The following is a 16,087-nucleotide window of genomic DNA, read 5'->3' as shown; positions in this document are numbered from 1 at the left end:
TGGTGGTTGCGCGGGTTGACCTTAGAAGGAGAAGTTGGCCGACAGGATCGCCGTGCGCCCCTCGCCCGGCACCAGCGCGGAGGAACGCACCGCCGTGCCGGTGTTGGAACGGACGCGGTCGTAGTATTCCTCGTTGAACAGGTTGCGCACGTTCAACTGCAGATCCACGTCCTCGTTGACCTGATAGCCCAGCAGCGCGCTGTGCACCCAGTAATCCGGCACCTTGGTGGTGCTGGCAATGGTCACGTTGCGCTGGCTGACGTACTGCGCACCGTAGCCGACCTGGAAACCGGCCGGCAGGTCATAGGTGGTCCACAGGCTGAACGAACGCGGCGGCGTGTTGGCCAGGGCCTGGCCTTCCTCGGCCGGGGTATCGGACTTGATGATCTCGCTGTCGAGGTAGGTGTAGTTGGCGAACACCTGCCACTGCTCGGTGAGCTTGCCGGAGGCGCCCAACTCGACGCCGTCGACGCGCTGCTTGCCGTCGAGCACGACCGGATCGCCCAGCGGGTCGTTGTTGTCGATGCGGCCATTGGTCTTGGTCACCCGGAATACCGCGGCGTTCAGCGACAGACGCTGGTCGAGCAGGTCCCACTTGGTGCCCAGTTCCCAGGTTTCGTTCTCCTCCGGATCGAGGTCCTGGGTGTCGGCGGACAGACCCGAGCCGGTCGAGGCGAGGTTCTCCGCCGAGGGGTTGAAGGAGTTGCCCCAAGCGACGTAGATGCTGCCATTCTGCGCCGGCTTGTAGACCAGGCCGACACGCCCGCTGAGCATGTCGTCGCTGGAGTCGAGCCGGGTGGTCACGCCGGTGGCCGTGGCCAGGGTCTTGCCCGTGCCTTCGAAGCGCTCGTAGCGCAGGCCGGCGTTGACCTGCCACTGCTCGTTCAGCTCGACGGTGTCGAAGACATACAGGGCCCGGGTATCCAGCTCGGTATCGACCTCCTGGGTGACCGTCTTGAGGGTCGGCCCGCCCCAGTAGCCAGGCGGGTTGTACAGGTCGAACAGCGGCCAGGCGTTGCCGCTGGGCAAACCGCTGTTGAAGGTGTCGCGGTTGTACTCCTCGTGGGAAAACTCCGCACCGGTGACCAGGCTGTGGGCCAGGGCGCCGGTGTTGAAGCGCCAGTTGAGGTTGGTCTGGTTGATCAGTATCTCGGTGTCATAGTCACGGCCATGGCCCTGCGGGCCGGCTGGGCGGTAGGTACCGGCCGGCAGACCGTCGGTGTTGACGTGGGCCGCGGAGATGATGGTCAGGCGCTCGGTCTTGGCATAGCGCGCGATGTTGCTCAGGCGGAGCTGCTCATTGAATTCATGGTCAAACTTGACGGTGAAGCTCTCGGCGTCGGTTTCCTCGGTGTCGATGTCCTTGAAGCCGTAGTAATTGTCGCGATCGACGCCAGCCAGCACCTTGCCGTCGCGGGCCGGCAGGCCGTAATCCGGCAGGTCCTTGTCGGACTGGCGGAAATAGCTGAGGTTGAGCTGGGTCGGCGAGCCCATGCCCAGGGTCAGCGAGGGCGCGATGCCCCAGCGCTCCTGATCGATCTGGTCGCGCTCGGCGACATCGTTCTGATGGCCCATCAGGTTCAGACGGAACACCGCACCGGCCCCTTCCAGGGCATCCAGCGGCTGATTGATATCGGCGGTCAGGCGCTTGTAGTTGTCGGTACCGAGGCCGACGCTGGCGCGATTGAAGGCCTGGGCCTGCGGCGTCTTGCTGACGATATTGATCGAGCCGCCGGTGGTGCCTGCCCCGGAGTACACCGAACTCGGGCCTTTCACCACTTCCACCGCTTCCAGGTTGAAGGTGTCGGAACGGCTGCTCTGCGCGGTGTCGCGCAGGCCGTCGATCAGGATGTTGGAGTTGGCGCTGAAACCGCGGATGTTGATGCTGTCGCCCAGGCCACCACCGCCCTCGCCAGCCGCGAAGGTGATGCCGGAGACGTTGGACAGCACTTGGCGCAGGCTCAGGGCGTTCTGCTCCCGGATGACTTCCTGCGGGATCACGGTAATGGTCTGCGGGGTGTCGAGCAGCGGCGCGGTGTATTTTGGCGAGGAGGCATTGTCGACCTTGTAGCCCTCAACCTGCTGGCCCTTGACCGTGACGCTGCCGAGTTCCACGGCATCGCCCTGGACCTCGGCGGACTCTGCAGCCAGGCCGGCAACGGCCCAGGACGCCACGGCCAGGCCGATGGCCGAGGCCAACAGACGACGTTGCGGCAAATTGGCGGACTTTTTATTGTTGCGCTTGCTCATGATAATCATCCCCAGTTAGATGGGGCGCGATTCTATTCAATAATTGATCGCAATCAAGAATAATTTTCACTGAGAATTGAACTTTTTCGCAGGCACCCCGCTTTGCCGGTCCCGGAAAAGCAAAGGCTATGTACCAATTAGGTGTTGCATGGGGCGTTCGGAGAAGAGGGGCCCTGCTTGCAAGGTAGGGTGCGCCGTGCGCACCAAGACTCTGCAGCCAACGCCGGTGCGCACAGCGCACCCTACGAGGTCAGTTCCCTCACACTTAAACGCCGAAGCCTGAACGCAACACACTACTGGTACATAGCCAAAGCAAAGACCCGCCAGAAGGCGGGTCTTTGTCGTGGCGCTGCGCTTACAGGTAGTAAGCCTTCAGCGGCGGGAAGCCGTTGAACTCCACCGCACTGTAGCTGGTGGTATAGGCGCCGGTGGACAGCCAGTACAGGCGGTCGCCGATCGCCAGGTTGAGCGGCAGACCGTACTTGTAGTTCTCGTACATGATGTCGGCGCTGTCGCAGGTCGGACCGGCGATCACCACCTCTTCCATCTCGCCCTTCTTCTCGGTCCAGATCGGGAACTTGATCGCCTCGTCCATGGTTTCGATCAGGCCGCTGAACTTGCCCACATCGACGTACACCCAGCGTTCCACGGCGGTACGCGACTTGCGCGCCACCAGTACCACTTCGCTGACCAGGATGCCGGAGTTGGAGATCAGCGAGCGGCCCGGCTCGAGGATGATTTCCGGCAGGTCGTCACCGAAGTCGTCCTTGAGGAAGCGGATGATTTCCTCGGCGTAGGTTTCCAGGCTGTTGGTGCGGGTGATGTAGTTGGCCGGGAAGCCGCCGCCCATGTTGATCATCTGCAGGACGATGCCGTCTTCTTCCTTGAGGCGCTCGAAGATCACCTTGACCTTGGCGATGGCCGCGTCCCACACGCCGATGTCGCGCTGCTGCGAGCCGACATGGAAGGACACGCCGTAGGGCACCAGGCCCAGCTGGCGGGCGAGGATCAGCAGGTCCATGGCCATGTCGGTCTGGCAGCCGAACTTGCGCGACAACGGCCAATCGGCGGTGGTCGAACCTTCGGTGAGGATGCGCACATAGACTTTCGAGCCCGGTGCGGCCTTGGCGATGTTGCGCAGGTCGGCTTCCGAGTCGGTGGCGTACATGCGCACACCCTTCTCGAAAAAGTAGCGGATGTCCTTGGCTTTCTTGATGGTGTTGCCGTAGCTGATGCGCTCCGGGCCAACACCGCAGCCCATCACCCGATCCAGCTCGTAGATCGAGGCGATGTCGAAGTTCGAGCCCTTGTCCTTGAGCAGCTCGATGATCTCGACCGCCGGGTTGGCCTTGACCGCGTAATAGACCTTGGCGAACTCGAAACCGGCGCGCAGGTCATCGTAGGCCTTGCCGATGGTCGCGGTATCGATCACCACGAACGGGGTTTCGTGCTGATCGGCGAATGCCTTCATGCGCTGGAAGGTGGCGGGGGCGTAATAGTCTTCGAGCTTGATCGGCATGCGTGGGACTCCAAATGGCAAAACACACAAAGGTGGTTAGGGGGTGCCTTACTAAGTAATAGCAAAGCCGTGAACGCCTGATCAGTTTCCCCACTTTGGTTCGCCTACTTCCCAAGGCTGTGTCGCCGAGAACCACGCCCAGACCAAGTGAAAACTACTGCGCTCGACCATGCTGCGTTAAAACCCGGCTCGAAATGCTCATTTACAGCAGTAAACTGCGCTTTCTCGCCGGCTTTTGCCTTGCCTGCTCTTCGCTCGCTACGTTTTCACACGGCCTGGTAACACGCGGTCTCTCGTCGTCAGTACTTGAGCCGGATGGATCGTTGCCAGCATGGACGTTCGGGCGCGAACTTTAGGACCATGGGAAGCTTAGATCAATCAAAAATTGCCGTATTTACCCTGCGTTTTATCGGCTGTTCGATGGGTCGTTGCGGATTCAAAACAAGGCGTCACTAAATGCTGCACAAAGCCCGGCGAATTGCGCTTTTGCCGCCCTGACTACAGGTCGCCGCGCTGCGGGCCGTTTGCCGCTATAATCGCTCCCTTTTTTGACAGACCGACTATCAGTCGACGGGTTCCCCCAGCATGAGCAAGCAGGCCGCCGAAGTCGCCAAAAGGCGCACATTCGCCATCATTTCCCACCCCGATGCCGGTAAGACCACCATCACCGAGAAACTCCTGCTGATGGGCAAGGCGATTGCCATCGCCGGCACGGTGAAGTCGCGCAAGTCCGACCGCCATGCCACCAGCGACTGGATGGAGATGGAAAAGCAGCGCGGCATCTCCATCACCACCTCGGTGATGCAGTTCCCCTACCGCGAGCACATGATCAACCTGCTCGACACCCCCGGCCACGAGGACTTCTCGGAAGACACCTACCGCACCCTGACCGCGGTGGACAGCGCGCTGATGGTGCTCGACGGCGGCAAGGGCGTCGAGCCGCGCACCATCGCCCTGATGGACGTGTGCCGGCTGCGCGACACGCCGATCGTCAGCTTCGTCAACAAGCTCGACCGCGACATCCGCGACCCCATCGAGCTGCTCGACGAGATCGAGGCGGTACTGAAGATCAAGGCCGCCCCCATCACCTGGCCGATCGGCTGCTACCGCGACTTCAAGGGCGTCTACCACCTGGCCGACGACTACCTCATCGTCTACACCGCCGGCCACGGCCACGAGCGCACCGAAACCAAGATCATCCAGCACCTCGACTCCGACGAGGCCCGCGCCCACCTGGGCGACGAGTACGAGCGCTTTATCGAACAGCTGGAACTGGTGCAGGGCGCCTGCCATGAGTTCGACCAGCAGGAATTCCTCGACGGCAAACTGACCCCGGTGTTCTTCGGCACCGCCCTGGGCAACTTCGGCGTCGATCACGTACTCGATGCCGTGGTCGACTGGGCGCCCCAGCCGCTGGCGCGGGTGGCCCACGAGCGCACCGTGCAGCCGGTGGAAGAGAAGTTCAGCGGCTTCGTGTTCAAGATCCAGGCGAACATGGACCCCAAGCACCGTGACCGCATCGCCTTCATGCGCATCTGCTCGGGCAAGTACGAGAAAGGCATGAAGATGCGCCACGTACGCACCGGCAAGGACGTGCGCATCGGCGACGCCCTGACCTTCTTCTCCAGCGAACGCGAGATGCTCGAAGAAGCCTACGCCGGCGACATCATCGGCCTGCACAACCACGGCACCATCCAGATCGGCGACACCTTCAGCGAAGGCGAGAACCTGGGCTTCACCGGCATCCCGCACTTCGCCCCGGAACTGTTCCGCCGCGTGCGCCTGAAAGACCCGCTGAAATCCAAACAACTGCGCCAGGGCCTGCAACAGCTGGCCGAGGAAGGCGCGACCCAGGTGTTCTTCCCCGAGCGCAGCAACGACATCATCCTCGGCGCGGTCGGCGTACTGCAGTTCGACGTGGTCGCCAGCCGCCTGAAAGAGGAATACAAGGTCGAGTGCGCCTACGAGCCGATCACCGTCTGGTCGGCCCGCTGGATCGACTGCAGCGACAAGAAGAAGCTCGAGGAGTTTGCCAACAAGGCGGTGGAAAACCTCGCCATCGACGGCGGCGGCCACCTCACCTACCTGGCGCCGACCCGGGTCAACCTGGCGCTGATGGAAGAGCGCTGGCCGGACGTGAAGTTCAGGGCGACGCGCGAGCACCATTGATTGGCGATCGCTGGTGAAAGCCAACCCTCACCCCAGCCCTCGGCTTTAGCGTCCTGCGTCGCAGCTGGCCTGTGTAGGGTGCGCGGGGCCACCTAGGCCGTGCGCACCACTGACAAGCGGGGCCTGGTGCGCACGGCGCACCCTACAAAAGCCCTGCAGTTACCACCGTGTAGGAAGGTCGGGCCGCGTAGGTCGGGCCGCGTAGGATGAGCGCAGCGATACCCATCACAGCGATCTGCGGCAAACCAATAAAACCCGGCGGCGGCGCAATCGGCCAATGGGTATCGCTGCGCTCAACCATACGACAAAGAGCTGCGGAGAAACCGGGGTCCCCTATTACCCCGCGAATGTTCAATCCGCCATACCGCGCTTACCCGCGGCGGGCATCACCGAGCAGAATGGCTTTGGAATAGTCGAGAAACTCGTCCAGATGGCGGGTAATTACCGCAATGGTGATGGGTAGTTGCAGCGCCTGGTATTCATGCACTGCAATATTGCGATAGCCCACCATGCGCTTGAGCGCATCGGCCAGGGCATTGTCGATCCAGCCTCCGGCCGCCAGCAACGCAAACACATCACGCGCACTTTGCGGAATGCCCAGGCGCTCGCGCCTGATCAAATGCTGGCCCATATCCAGCGCAGCCTCGCACGCCCGCTGAATGTTCAGAATCGCCGCATCCTGGCGGGTGAAGTTCTCGGCGAAACTGGCAGGGTCGGACTCATATTCCTCACGCGCCCGCCTCACGCAACGCTCGATGCTCGCCGCCTTGTTCAACAACACATCATCGGCCATACACCCGCCCGTCTCGCTCGATATCCCGCAACAGGGGCGCCCGCGCCCGATCCAGCTCCAGCTTCTCGCTGAGCATGGCGCACTCGAACAACCCCACCTCCTGGCCTGTAGCCCACCAACGCTCGCCCTTCATCAGCACCTGCTGCTGCATCACCGTAGAAGCCCTGCGCAGATCCAGCAGGTCGACCGGGCAACCAGCGATATCGGCGGCTTCACCGGCAAGCACCCAGAGCACCAACGGATCGGCATAGCCTTGCACCAACACTGCCAGATCGAGGTCACTGCGCTCACCCGCCGTACCCTGCACACGGCTACCGAAGGCATAAACAGCCAGCAGCCCGTGCAGACGCGAGCGCAGCAACTCGATCAGCGCCACTCTATTCATAGCAAGCCTCCATATACACCCTTGGAAGTGTATCCCAGGAACGTAAGGGGATCACGGCGCGCAGCCTGGCCGCGCGCCCCGCTCCATCATACGAATCCGCCATACCAGGATCCGTGTCGTACCGGTGAACCATGGTGGATTGCCCCCAGATCGAGCGATTCCCTCAGTCCTTAGGGCGGCCTCAGGAGAAACCAGGAGCGAGAAACCGGGGCCTGTCCCCGAGTTTTCTCCTATTCTTTGATGGCCAGATAAAGACTAAGCTAATCGAACTAAGTCACCAGGAGAGCCTGCATGCACACCGTAAACATCCACGAAGCCAAGACCCACCTGTCACGGCTAATCGAGCAAGCCGTCACCGGAGAGCCATTCATCATCGCCAAGGCCGGAAAACCTTTGGTCAAGGTGGTCCGACTGGATGCACCCGATACGCCTCAGCCCAGGCGCCTGGGCTTCATGGCTGGCCAGATAGCCATCCCGGATGACTTCGACCGCATGGGCAGCGAAGAAATCGAGCAGCTTTTCGGAGGCGAGTCGTGAAGTACCTGCTCGACACCCAACTGCTGCTGTGGGCTGCAAGCTGTCCCGAGCGGCTATCGAATACCGCCCGCCCCCTGCTTGAGGACCAGGACAACGAACTGTTCTTCAGCGCCGCCAGCCTCTGGGAAATTGCCATAAAACGCGGCCTCGGCAGAGACGATTTCAAGGTGGATGAGCGCGTGCTGCGCCGTGGCCTGCTGGATAACGGCTACAGTGAACTACCGATTGCCAGCGAACACGCGGTCGCCATCGACAACCTGCCACCAATCCACAAAGACCCGTTCGACCGCATCCTGGTTGCCCAGGCCATGGTCGAAGGGATCACCCTGCTCACAGCCGATGGACTGGTAGCCCAGTATCCCGGTCCGGTTCGGCAAGTGTGAGAGGAAAACGCCAGGGAAACAAAGGAGCTAATCGGGGTCTGTCCCTGAGGTTTCCCCAGCTTTTCGCTAAGCATGGCGCACTCGAACAACCCCGCCTCCAGGCCTGTAGCCCACCAACGCTCGCCCTTCATCAGCACCTGCTGCTGCATCACCGTAGAAGCCCTGCGCCCCCGTAGGATGTGGTTGAGCGCAGCGATACCCATCACGATGATCTGCGGCAAATCAATAAACCCTGGTGCTTGCGCAATCGGTTGATGGGTATCGCTGCGCTCAACGCCATCCTACGCCGCCCCACATCCTGAAAACCCGCGGCCGCGGGGTCAGGCCGGGATTTTGTTGGGCGGGGTTGGTTCGCGGGTTAGCGTGGGTTGAGGTTTGCGGGCGGCGTCGTCGAGGATCTTGAAGAACACGCTCTCCAGCGACACCGCCGGTTTTACCGTGAGCAGGTGGCCGCCGCTCTGGTTGAGCTGGGCGATAAAGGCCGGCAGCGCGGCCTGGGTCAGTTCGCATTCGAACTCGCCGTCGCGCAACTGGCGGGCGCCGGGTGCGATGGGGTGTTTGGCGTTGAAGCGCACCAGCATGCAGTCGGCGCGTTCGGCGGCCAGTTCGCGCGGCGAGCGCACGGTCAGCAGTTCGCCCTGGTTGATGAAGCCGAAACGGTCGGCGATGCGTTCGACGTCGTGCAGCACGTGGGAGGTGAAGAAGATCGCCCCGCCCTGCTGCTTGTACTCGTTGAGGATATCCACCACATCCTTGCGCCCGACCGGGTCGAGGCCGGACAGCGGCTCGTCGAGCACCAGCAGTTTGGGCTGCACGACCATGGCATGGGCCAGCGCCACGCGCTGCACCGTGCCCTTGGACAGCTCGCGGATACGCCGGTTGGCTGAGGCGCCAATGGAGAAGCGCTCCAGCCAGTTCAGGCACCAGGCCTTCTCGTCCGCGCGGCGGATGCCGTACATGGACAAGGCCATACGCAGGATTTCCAGCGGGGTGAACTGCTCGTACAGCGCCGGGGCTTCCGGCACATAGGCGACGCCCTCGCGGGATCTGGGATCGCGCGAGGAGGTGCCGTAAAGCGTCACTTCGCCGGAATAGTCGTTGATCAGGTCGAGCATGACCTTGATGGTGGTCGACTTGCCGGCGCCGTTGGGCCCGACGAAGCCGAACACCTCGCCCTCGGCCAGGCTGAAGCTGACATCGCGCAGCGCCTGCACCGCCTTGCCCTTGACGCGAAAGGTCTGGCTGATGCCATGAAATTCCAGTGCAGCACTCACGACTGATCCTCCATGCCGGCGATCTTCATTTTCTTCAGGATGATTTGCCCCTTGCGCAATTCGTAGCCGAGCCTGAGCGGGTCTTCCGGCAAGGCCGGCAACAGCCCGGCTTCGACCAGTTGCTCGAGCCTGGCCAACGCGCCGTTTTCCGCCTCGAAGCGGCGCTGCGCCTCGCGCAGGGCAACCAGACCTTGCAGGCGGACGACGCGTTTGTCGAGCATGCCGTGCAGCTTGGGGTCGCTGGCGGCGTCGCGTTGTTGAATCAGGTAGTCCAGGGCCAACTTCTCGTCGGCGAAGGTTTCCGCCTGCAGCATCACGGCCATCTTGCGAAAGCCGGCGGCATTGCCGGTCGCCCGCTGCGCCGCCAGTTCCAGCGCACGGCTGGCCTCGGCAATATCCTTGTTGAAGAACCACTGGTTGAAGCCATAGAAAAACGCCGGCAGCTCATCCCAGAAGCGACACTGCATGGCCCGGCGCAGCACCTCGGTGCCCTCACTGTCCGCACCGCCCCAGGTGAGCAGGCCGTTGGCCAGGTAATAGTTGTCTTCATGGCAGGGGTTGAGTTCGGCCACCACCTGCTGGGCACGAATCAGATAGCCGGTATCGGCCTGCCCCCAGTCCACCCCGGTGGCGGCCAGGCGCATGGTTTCCAGGCTGGCCGCGAGGAAGCGGTCGCCACCGAACAGCACCAGCAACACCGGCGCGGCGATCACCACGCGGCCTTCAATGACCGGCACCTCAGGCGCAGGCGTGTGGGCGCGCCACTGCGAGGCGGAGGAGAATACGCCAAAACCGAGCAGCGCCAGCAACAAGGGCCAGTAACGATGGCGTGGCATGCTCAGGCGAACCGCTTGCGCTGCAGCGCCCAGACCGCTAGCGCCATCAGGGCGAAGGCGTAGGCCAGACTGCTCAGGAGCAACCAGGGCCAGTCGGCGGGGAGAAACTCTGGCTTGCCGTAGAGCGCGAGCATGCGCAGATCCAGCGCGCCGAGATCCGGCAACAGATAACCCAGCACGCCGAGGCTGGCACGATAACCCTCGGCATTGACCACCACCCCGGCATTACTACTGAGCAACTCGACTATGGCGCCATAGGAACGCGCCACCAGCATAAAGCCGAAGGTGCCGATCAGGACAAAGCTCGGCGTCGAGGCGACGACTGCCAGCAGTGTGGCCAGCGCGGCCAGTACCAGCAGGTCGAGGGCCATAAAGGCCATCACGATCAGATAGGGCTGGCCCATAGCCACCGGGGTGGCCTGGGGATAGATGCCGCCGATAAATTGCACCAAGCCGATCTGCAGCAAGCCCAACGCCAGCAACAGGCCCAGCAGCATGGCCAGCAGCGCGGCGAAGCGGCCGAGCAACAGGCTGCGCCGCCCACGCGGGTAGGTCAGCGAGTTGAGGTAATAGCGCTTGTCGAATTCGCGGGACAACAGTTCCTGCACCAGCAGCACGATCAGCAGCGGCACCAGCAGGCGCATGGTCGAAACCCCCACATCCAGCGCCACGGTCGCCGGCTGGCGACCGCCGAAATAGGCAGACAAACCCGTGGCGAGTGCCACCACCAGCAACACGCCAGCCGCCATCCAGGCGAATTTCGCCTTGAGCGCCAGACGCAGTGCAGTCAGGAAATCACGAAAGATAGGCATAATTGACAGGGCAGAATTGGGATGAATTAAAAATCGACGTGAACCGAAGGGGTTATTCATCGAACAGATTATAAGAAAAAAACAGCCTTATTTATGTTTATGCAAGTGGATAACATCGCGACTAGAGTCAGATCGCGGTAAACGACGGAAGCGCCTCCGGCGATTCCATCCTGCGCTCCGACATACCGCAATTAAATAAATTCTATTTTCAATAAAACAGGGTGGCGCCGACATTAACCGCCCCCACCCTATCACTGCAGCCACTCAACACACTTAAATTATTGCGCAATCATCACGGTAGAATTGGCCTCAGCACCTGCCGCGCTGCAAGTGGCACCACCCGGATACTGAGTACTTACAGTACCCATAGCAGTAGTGGCTGTTGCCATGGCCGGGCCTGTAACTGGCGTGTTCGCGCAGCCAGGCACCGCGGGATCAGCAGTCAAACTACAGGTCTCATAGTGCTCGGGAACACCTGTAGTGTCGTCCGCAGCAACTAGCACCACCGGTACAGTGCGCTGGGTTACCTTACCGCCCGTATGGCAAGCCGAAAGCCCAACCACTGTGGCACTGCAAGAAACACCAGCCTGTACATTGCTGCTCAAATTAAGTCTTACATCTTCATTGATAGGAGGACAAGCCGCCATAGTCACGGGACCCGACACGGTGAGTTGGACGGCAGAAGCCATACCAGAAACCATCAAGCCCGCGAGCAACAGAGTAATTTTTTTCATTTGCATATCTCCTGAAAAACCGATCAGCGCAGCGAAGAAATAATGGCGGTGATGCCGTTCTTAACATCAGCAACCGACGAAGTGTCATTTGCGCGCTGGCGATACTCATTAAACTGCGGAATGGCGATGGCGGCGAGAATCCCGATGATCGCAATTACGATCATCAGCTCGATCAGGGTAAAACCTTTTTGCTTCTTGAGAGACTTCATGGGCAAGCTCCTAGTGTGGTTAAGGTCAGCGACCTGGCAGGGATAAAGCAGATGGCGTGCCAACTCGGCAGAACCCGCCAGACAAGAGATTTCCCGCCACTCAGCAAAAACCAGCCCGTTCCCAACACGGCAGCAACTGACGTTTTTTGTCAGCCACAACTGCCGCACTTGGGCTTGGCCTGCGATTTAGGCTATAAGTCAGCAGCATCCGCCTCCCTTCGATTAGCAGAAGCGCAATGAACGAAGCTCCCACCCTGACCGGCCTGGCCCGCCAGCTGGTCAACGCCAACCTGCTGGATGAGCGCACCGCGGCCCAGGCCCAGGCCCAGGCGCTGCGCAACAAGATCCCGCTGGTGTCTTACCTGGTGCAGCACAAGCTGGCCAGCAGCCGCGCGGTGGCGGAAATCGCCGCCGAGCAGTTCGGCGTGCCGCTGTGCGACCTTAAGGCCATCGATAAGGACAGCCAGCCGCGTGATCTGGTCAGCGAGAAGCTGTGCCGCCAGCACCGCGTGCTGCCGCTGTACCGCCGCGGCAACAAGCTGTTCGTCGCCCTGTCCGACCCGACCAACCACCAGGCGGTCACCGACGTGCAGTTCAGCACCGGCCTGAGCACCGAAGCGCTGCTGGTGGAGGACGACAAGCTCGGCGATGCCATCGACCGGTTCTTCGAGGCGGCCAACAGCGGCATGGAAGACCTGGCCGACGTCGACCTCGACGGCCTGGACGTGCAGGCGGTGGACGAGAACAAGGAAGACGGCGTCGCCGGCGAAAGCGCCGACGACGCGCCTGTGGTGCGCTTCGTCAACAAGATGCTGCTGGATGCGATCAAGGGCGGCTCCTCCGACCTGCACTTTGAGCCTTACGAGAAGGTCTACCGGGTGCGTTTTCGTACCGACGGCATCCTGCAGGAGATCGCCCGCCCACCGATCCAGTTGGCACCGCGTATCTCGGCGCGCCTGAAGGTGATGGCCGCGCTGGATATTTCCGAGCGGCGCAAGCCGCAGGACGGGCGGATCAAGATGCGCATCTCGAAGAGCAAGTCGATCGACTTTCGCGTCAGCACCTGCCCGACCCTGTGGGGCGAGAAGATCGTGATGCGGATTCTCGACCCCTCCAGCGCGCAGATGGGCATCGATGCGCTGGGCTACGAGCCGGGGCAGAAAGACCTGTACATGGCCGCGCTCAAGCAACCGCAGGGCATGATCCTGGTGACCGGGCCGACCGGCTCGGGCAAGACGGTGTCCTTGTACACCGGCCTGAACATCCTCAATACCGTGGACGTGAATATCTCCACCGCCGAAGACCCGGTGGAGATCAACCTGGAAGGCATCAACCAGGTCAACGTCAACCCCAAGCAAGGCATGGATTTTACCGCCGCGCTGCGCGCCTTCCTGCGCCAGGACCCGGACATCATCATGGTCGGCGAGATCCGCGACCTGGACACCGCCTCGATCGCGATCAAGGCGGCGCAGACCGGGCACATGGTGATGTCGACCCTGCACACCAACAGCGCCGCGGAAACCCTGACGCGCCTGCGCAACATGGGCGTGCCCTCGTTCAACATCGCCACCTCGGTCAGCCTGATCATCGCCCAGCGCCTGGCGCGCAAGCTGTGCGTCCATTGCAAGAAGGATGCGCAGATCCCGCGCGAGGCGCTGCTCGAGGAAGGCTTCCCGCAGGACCAGATCGGCAGCTTCAAGCTTTACGGCCCGGTGGGCTGCGAAAATTGCAACGGCGGCTACAAGGGCCGTATCGGAATTTATGAAGTGGTTAAAAACACGCCCGCATTGCAACGGATTATCATGGAAGAAGGCAATTCCATTGATATCTCCGCGCAAATGCGCAAAGACGGCTTCAATGACCTGCGCACCTCGGCCTTGCTCAAGGCCATGCAGGGCATCACCAGCCTCGAAGAAGTGAACCGCGTGACAAAGGACTAACCGATGGCGGCCAAAGCTCCAGCAAGCAGCGCTTTCCTCTGGGAAGGCACCGACAAGAAAGGCGGCAAGATGAAGGGCGAGCTGATCGGGCAGTCGCCTGCCCTGGTCAAGGCCCAGTTGCGCAAGCAGGGTATCAACCCGCTCAAGGTGCGCAAGAAGCCCAAGTCGCTGTTCGGCACCGGCAAGAAGATCAAGCCCCTGGACATCGCCCTGTTCACCCGGCAGATGGCCACCATGATGAAGGCTGGGGTGCCGCTGCTGCAGTCCTTCGACATCATCGGCGAGGGCTTCGACAACCCGAACATGCGCAAGCTGATCGACGAGGTCAAGCAGGAGGTCGCCGCGGGCAACAGCTTCGCCGCCTCGCTGCGCAAGAAGCCGCTGTACTTCGACGACCTGTATTGCAACCTGGTCGACTCGGGCGAACAAGCCGGCGCGCTGGAAACCCTGCTCGACCGCATCGCCACCTACAAGGAAAAGACCGAGGCGCTGAAGGCCAAGATCAAGAAGGCCATGACCTACCCGATCGCGGTGATAGTAGTGGCGATCATCGTCACGGCGATTCTGCTGATCAAGGTGGTGCCGCAGTTCGAGAGCGTGTTCCAGGGCTTCGGCGCCGAACTGCCGGCGTTTACCCAGGTGGTGGTGAACATGTCGCGCGGGTTGCAGGAGTGGTGGTTCATCTTCGTCTTCGCCATCTTCGCCAGCGCCTTCACCTTCAAGGCGGTGTACAAGCGCTCGGAGAAGTTTCGCGACTTCCTCGACCGTACCCTGCTCAAGGCGCCGATCATCGGCGACATCCTGTACAAGGCGGTGGTCGCGCGTTACGCCCGTACCCTGGCCACCACCTTCGCCGCCGGCGTGCCGCTGGTCGAGGCGCTCGACTCGGTGGCCGGGGCGACCGGCAACGTGGTGTTCCGCAATGCGGTGCACAAGATCCGCACTGACGTGTCTTCCGGCACCCAGTTGAACTTCTCGATGCGCAGCACCGGGATCTTCCCGAGCATGGCCATCCAGATGACCGCCATCGGCGAGGAATCCGGCTCGCTGGACGAGATGCTGGACAAGGTCGCCGGCTATTACGAGGACGAGGTGGACAACGCGGTCGACAACCTGACCACCCTGATGGAGCCGATGATCATGTCGGTTATCGGCGTGTTGGTAGGCGGCCTGATCGTGGCCATGTACCTGCCGATCTTCCAGCTGGGTGCGGTGGTTGGCTAACTTATGCTGCTAGAGTTTCTGGCCGGCGACTTGCCGGCCTTTACCTTTGTCTGCCTGGTGCTGGGGCTGCTGATCGGCAGCTTTCTCAATGTGCTGGTGTATCGCCTGCCGCTGATGATGCAGCGCGACTGGCAGGCCCAGGCCCGGGAAATCCTCGAGCTGCCGGCACTGGCGGATGCGCCGCTGTTCAATTTGATATTGCCCAATTCGCGCTGCCCGCACTGCGGCCACGAGATTCGCCCCTGGGAGAATATCCCGCTCATCAGCTACCTGTTGCTGCGCGGCAAATGCTCCAGCTGCAAGGCGCCGATCAGCCTGCGCTACCCGCTGGTGGAACTGGCCTGCGGCCTGCTGTCGGCCTGTGTGGCCTGGCACTTCGGCTTCGGCTGGCAGACCGCCGGCATGCTGCTGTTGACCTGGGGTCTGCTGGCGATGAGTTTGATCGACGCCGACCATCAACTGCTGCCCGACGCCCTGGTGCTGCCGTTGCTGTGGCTGGGGCTGATCGTCAACTACTTCGGCCTGTTCACCAGCCTGGAAGCCGCACTCTGGGGCGCGATCGGCGGCTACCTGAGCCTGTGGTCGGTGTACTGGCTGTTCAAGCTGGTGACCGGCAAGGAAGGCATGGGCTACGGCGACTTCAAGCTGCTGGCCATGCTCGGCGCCTGGGGCGGCTGGCAGGTGCTGCCGCTGACCATCCTGCTGTCGTCGCTGGTCGGCGCCGTGCTCGGGTTGATCATGCTGCGCCTGCGCAACGCCGAAACCAGCACGCCGATCCCGTTCGGCCCCTACCTGGCCATCGCCGGCTGGATCGCCCTGTTCTGGGGCGACCAGATCAGCGGAAGCTACCTGCAGTTTGCCGGGTTTGGGGCGTAGGACGTAGCGAAGCGATACCCATGCTGTGGTGTTGAGCGCAGCGATACCCATCACGACGATCTGCGGCAGATCAACAAAATACGGCGGCTGTGCAACCGATTGATGGGTATCGCTTCGCTCAACCACGCTACGCTCATCCTACAAAA

15 protein-coding genes are annotated in these 16,087 nt (G+C 61.8%); 6 read left to right on the top strand and 9 right to left on the bottom strand.

The annotated features are described in order from the left end of the window. Positions 1 to 21: 21 nt before the first annotated feature. Positions 22 to 2,250, bottom strand: coding sequence for a TonB-dependent receptor (locus BM315_RS15980; protein WP_090502882.1), 2,229 nt, complete (start codon positions 2,248 to 2,250; stop codon positions 22 to 24). A 355-nt stretch (positions 2,251 to 2,605) separates the two neighbouring features. Further along, the gene (locus tag BM315_RS15975) at positions 2,606 to 3,769 is read right to left on the bottom strand and encodes a type III PLP-dependent enzyme (RefSeq protein ID WP_090502740.1); all 1,164 of its coding nucleotides are present in this window, start codon (positions 3,767 to 3,769) and stop codon (positions 2,606 to 2,608) included. Positions 3,770 to 4,354: 585 nt separating this feature from the next. Here BM315_RS15975 and BM315_RS15970 point away from each other — a divergent pair. Then, positions 4,355 to 5,938 (top strand): peptide chain release factor 3, encoded by a 1,584-nt coding sequence (locus BM315_RS15970; protein ID WP_090502738.1) that lies wholly within the window; start codon positions 4,355 to 4,357, stop codon positions 5,936 to 5,938. A 370-nt stretch (positions 5,939 to 6,308) separates the two neighbouring features. On the opposite strand, the gene hepT is transcribed toward BM315_RS15970, so the two are convergent. Then, positions 6,309 to 6,731 carry a type VII toxin-antitoxin system HepT family RNase toxin gene (hepT, locus tag BM315_RS15965; protein WP_090502736.1) on the bottom strand — a complete coding sequence of 141 codons (423 nt, stop codon included), beginning with the start codon at positions 6,729 to 6,731 and terminating at the stop codon, positions 6,309 to 6,311. Next, positions 6,721 to 7,116 carry a type VII toxin-antitoxin system MntA family adenylyltransferase antitoxin gene (gene mntA / locus BM315_RS15960; RefSeq protein ID WP_090502734.1) on the bottom strand — a complete coding sequence of 132 codons (396 nt, stop codon included), beginning with the start codon at positions 7,114 to 7,116 and terminating at the stop codon, positions 6,721 to 6,723. Before mntA ends, hepT begins: the two co-directional genes overlap by 11 nt. A gap of 291 nt (positions 7,117 to 7,407) precedes the next feature. On the opposite strand from mntA, the gene BM315_RS15955 reads away from it, so the two are divergent. Continuing rightward, the gene (locus BM315_RS15955) at positions 7,408 to 7,653 is read left to right on the top strand and encodes a type II toxin-antitoxin system Phd/YefM family antitoxin (protein WP_090502732.1); all 246 of its coding nucleotides are present in this window, start codon (positions 7,408 to 7,410) and stop codon (positions 7,651 to 7,653) included. Then, positions 7,650 to 8,036: a type II toxin-antitoxin system VapC family toxin gene (locus BM315_RS15950; RefSeq protein ID WP_090502730.1), complete on the top strand. Its 387-nt coding sequence runs from the start codon at positions 7,650 to 7,652 to the stop codon at positions 8,034 to 8,036. Before BM315_RS15955 ends, BM315_RS15950 begins: the two co-directional genes overlap by 4 nt. 320 nt (positions 8,037 to 8,356) lie before the next feature. Here the strand turns inward: BM315_RS15950 and BM315_RS15940 are convergent, their stop codons facing one another. The 5 genes from BM315_RS15940 to BM315_RS25265 all read right to left on the bottom strand — a co-directional run bounded on the left by BM315_RS15940 (position 8,357) and on the right by BM315_RS25265 (position 11,901). Then, on the bottom strand, positions 8,357 to 9,310 hold the full coding sequence (locus BM315_RS15940; RefSeq protein WP_090502728.1) for an ABC transporter ATP-binding protein: 954 nt from the start codon (positions 9,308 to 9,310) through the stop codon (positions 8,357 to 8,359). Further along, positions 9,307 to 10,146 carry a hypothetical protein gene (locus BM315_RS15935; protein ID WP_090502727.1) on the bottom strand — a complete coding sequence of 280 codons (840 nt, stop codon included), beginning with the start codon at positions 10,144 to 10,146 and terminating at the stop codon, positions 9,307 to 9,309. Before BM315_RS15935 ends, BM315_RS15940 begins: the two co-directional genes overlap by 4 nt. A 2-nt stretch (positions 10,147 to 10,148) precedes the next feature. Next, the gene (locus BM315_RS15930; protein WP_244527315.1) at positions 10,149 to 10,958 is read right to left on the bottom strand and encodes an ABC transporter permease; all 810 of its coding nucleotides are present in this window, start codon (positions 10,956 to 10,958) and stop codon (positions 10,149 to 10,151) included. Between the two features lie 278 nt (positions 10,959 to 11,236). Continuing rightward, a complete protein-coding gene (locus BM315_RS24370; RefSeq protein WP_141123964.1) occupies positions 11,237 to 11,692 on the bottom strand; it encodes a hypothetical protein in 456 nt (151 codons plus the stop codon). Between the two features lie 23 nt (positions 11,693 to 11,715). Continuing rightward, a complete protein-coding gene (locus BM315_RS25265; RefSeq protein ID WP_090502725.1) occupies positions 11,716 to 11,901 on the bottom strand; it encodes a prepilin-type N-terminal cleavage/methylation domain-containing protein in 186 nt (61 codons plus the stop codon). Between the two features lie 236 nt (positions 11,902 to 12,137). Between BM315_RS25265 and pilB the strand changes: the two genes are divergently transcribed. The 3 genes from pilB to BM315_RS15910 are packed head-to-tail and all read left to right on the top strand — an operon-like array spanning position 12,138 to position 15,941. Continuing rightward, a complete protein-coding gene (pilB, locus tag BM315_RS15920; RefSeq protein WP_090502723.1) occupies positions 12,138 to 13,841 on the top strand; it encodes a type IV-A pilus assembly ATPase PilB in 1,704 nt (567 codons plus the stop codon). Between the two features lie 3 nt (positions 13,842 to 13,844). Next, a complete protein-coding gene (locus BM315_RS15915) occupies positions 13,845 to 15,065 on the top strand; it encodes a type II secretion system F family protein (RefSeq protein WP_090502721.1) in 1,221 nt (406 codons plus the stop codon). Positions 15,066 to 15,068: 3 nt separating this feature from the next. Next, positions 15,069 to 15,941 carry a prepilin peptidase gene (locus BM315_RS15910; protein WP_141123963.1) on the top strand — a complete coding sequence of 291 codons (873 nt, stop codon included), beginning with the start codon at positions 15,069 to 15,071 and terminating at the stop codon, positions 15,939 to 15,941. Positions 15,942 to 16,087: the final 146 nt, after the last annotated feature.

Origin of the sequence: Pseudomonas borbori, from assembly GCF_900115555.1 — a bacterium.
Taxonomy (GTDB): domain Bacteria; phylum Pseudomonadota; class Gammaproteobacteria; order Pseudomonadales; family Pseudomonadaceae; genus Aquipseudomonas; species Aquipseudomonas borbori.
The sequence above is the reverse complement of the archived record's forward strand: the minus strand, read 5'-3'. Positions and strand labels throughout refer to the sequence as shown.

Excerpts from the sequence above, each read along its gene's own strand:
- BM315_RS15915 (WP_090502721.1), top strand. The coding sequence starts at position 13,845 with ATGGCGGCCAAAGCTCCAGCAAGCAGCGCTTTCCTCTGGGAAGGCACC.
- BM315_RS15935 (WP_090502727.1), bottom strand. The coding sequence starts at position 10,146 with ATGCCACGCCATCGTTACTGGCCCTTGTTGCTGGCGCTGCTCGGTTTT.
- hepT (WP_090502736.1), bottom strand. The coding sequence starts at position 6,731 with ATGGCCGATGATGTGTTGTTGAACAAGGCGGCGAGCATCGAGCGTTGC.
- BM315_RS15910 (WP_141123963.1), top strand. The coding sequence starts at position 15,069 with ATGCTGCTAGAGTTTCTGGCCGGCGACTTGCCGGCCTTTACCTTTGTC.
- BM315_RS15955 (WP_090502732.1), top strand. The coding sequence starts at position 7,408 with ATGCACACCGTAAACATCCACGAAGCCAAGACCCACCTGTCACGGCTA.
- BM315_RS15970 (WP_090502738.1), top strand. The coding sequence starts at position 4,355 with ATGAGCAAGCAGGCCGCCGAAGTCGCCAAAAGGCGCACATTCGCCATC.
- BM315_RS24370 (WP_141123964.1), bottom strand. The coding sequence starts at position 11,692 with ATGAAAAAAATTACTCTGTTGCTCGCGGGCTTGATGGTTTCTGGTATG.
- mntA (WP_090502734.1), bottom strand. The coding sequence starts at position 7,116 with ATGAATAGAGTGGCGCTGATCGAGTTGCTGCGCTCGCGTCTGCACGGG.
- BM315_RS25265 (WP_090502725.1), bottom strand. The coding sequence starts at position 11,901 with ATGAAGTCTCTCAAGAAGCAAAAAGGTTTTACCCTGATCGAGCTGATG.
- BM315_RS15930 (WP_244527315.1), bottom strand. The coding sequence starts at position 10,958 with ATGCCTATCTTTCGTGATTTCCTGACTGCACTGCGTCTGGCGCTCAAG.
- BM315_RS15975 (WP_090502740.1), bottom strand. The coding sequence starts at position 3,769 with ATGCCGATCAAGCTCGAAGACTATTACGCCCCCGCCACCTTCCAGCGC.
- pilB (WP_090502723.1), top strand. The coding sequence starts at position 12,138 with ATGAACGAAGCTCCCACCCTGACCGGCCTGGCCCGCCAGCTGGTCAAC.
- BM315_RS15980 (WP_090502882.1), bottom strand. The coding sequence starts at position 2,250 with ATGAGCAAGCGCAACAATAAAAAGTCCGCCAATTTGCCGCAACGTCGT.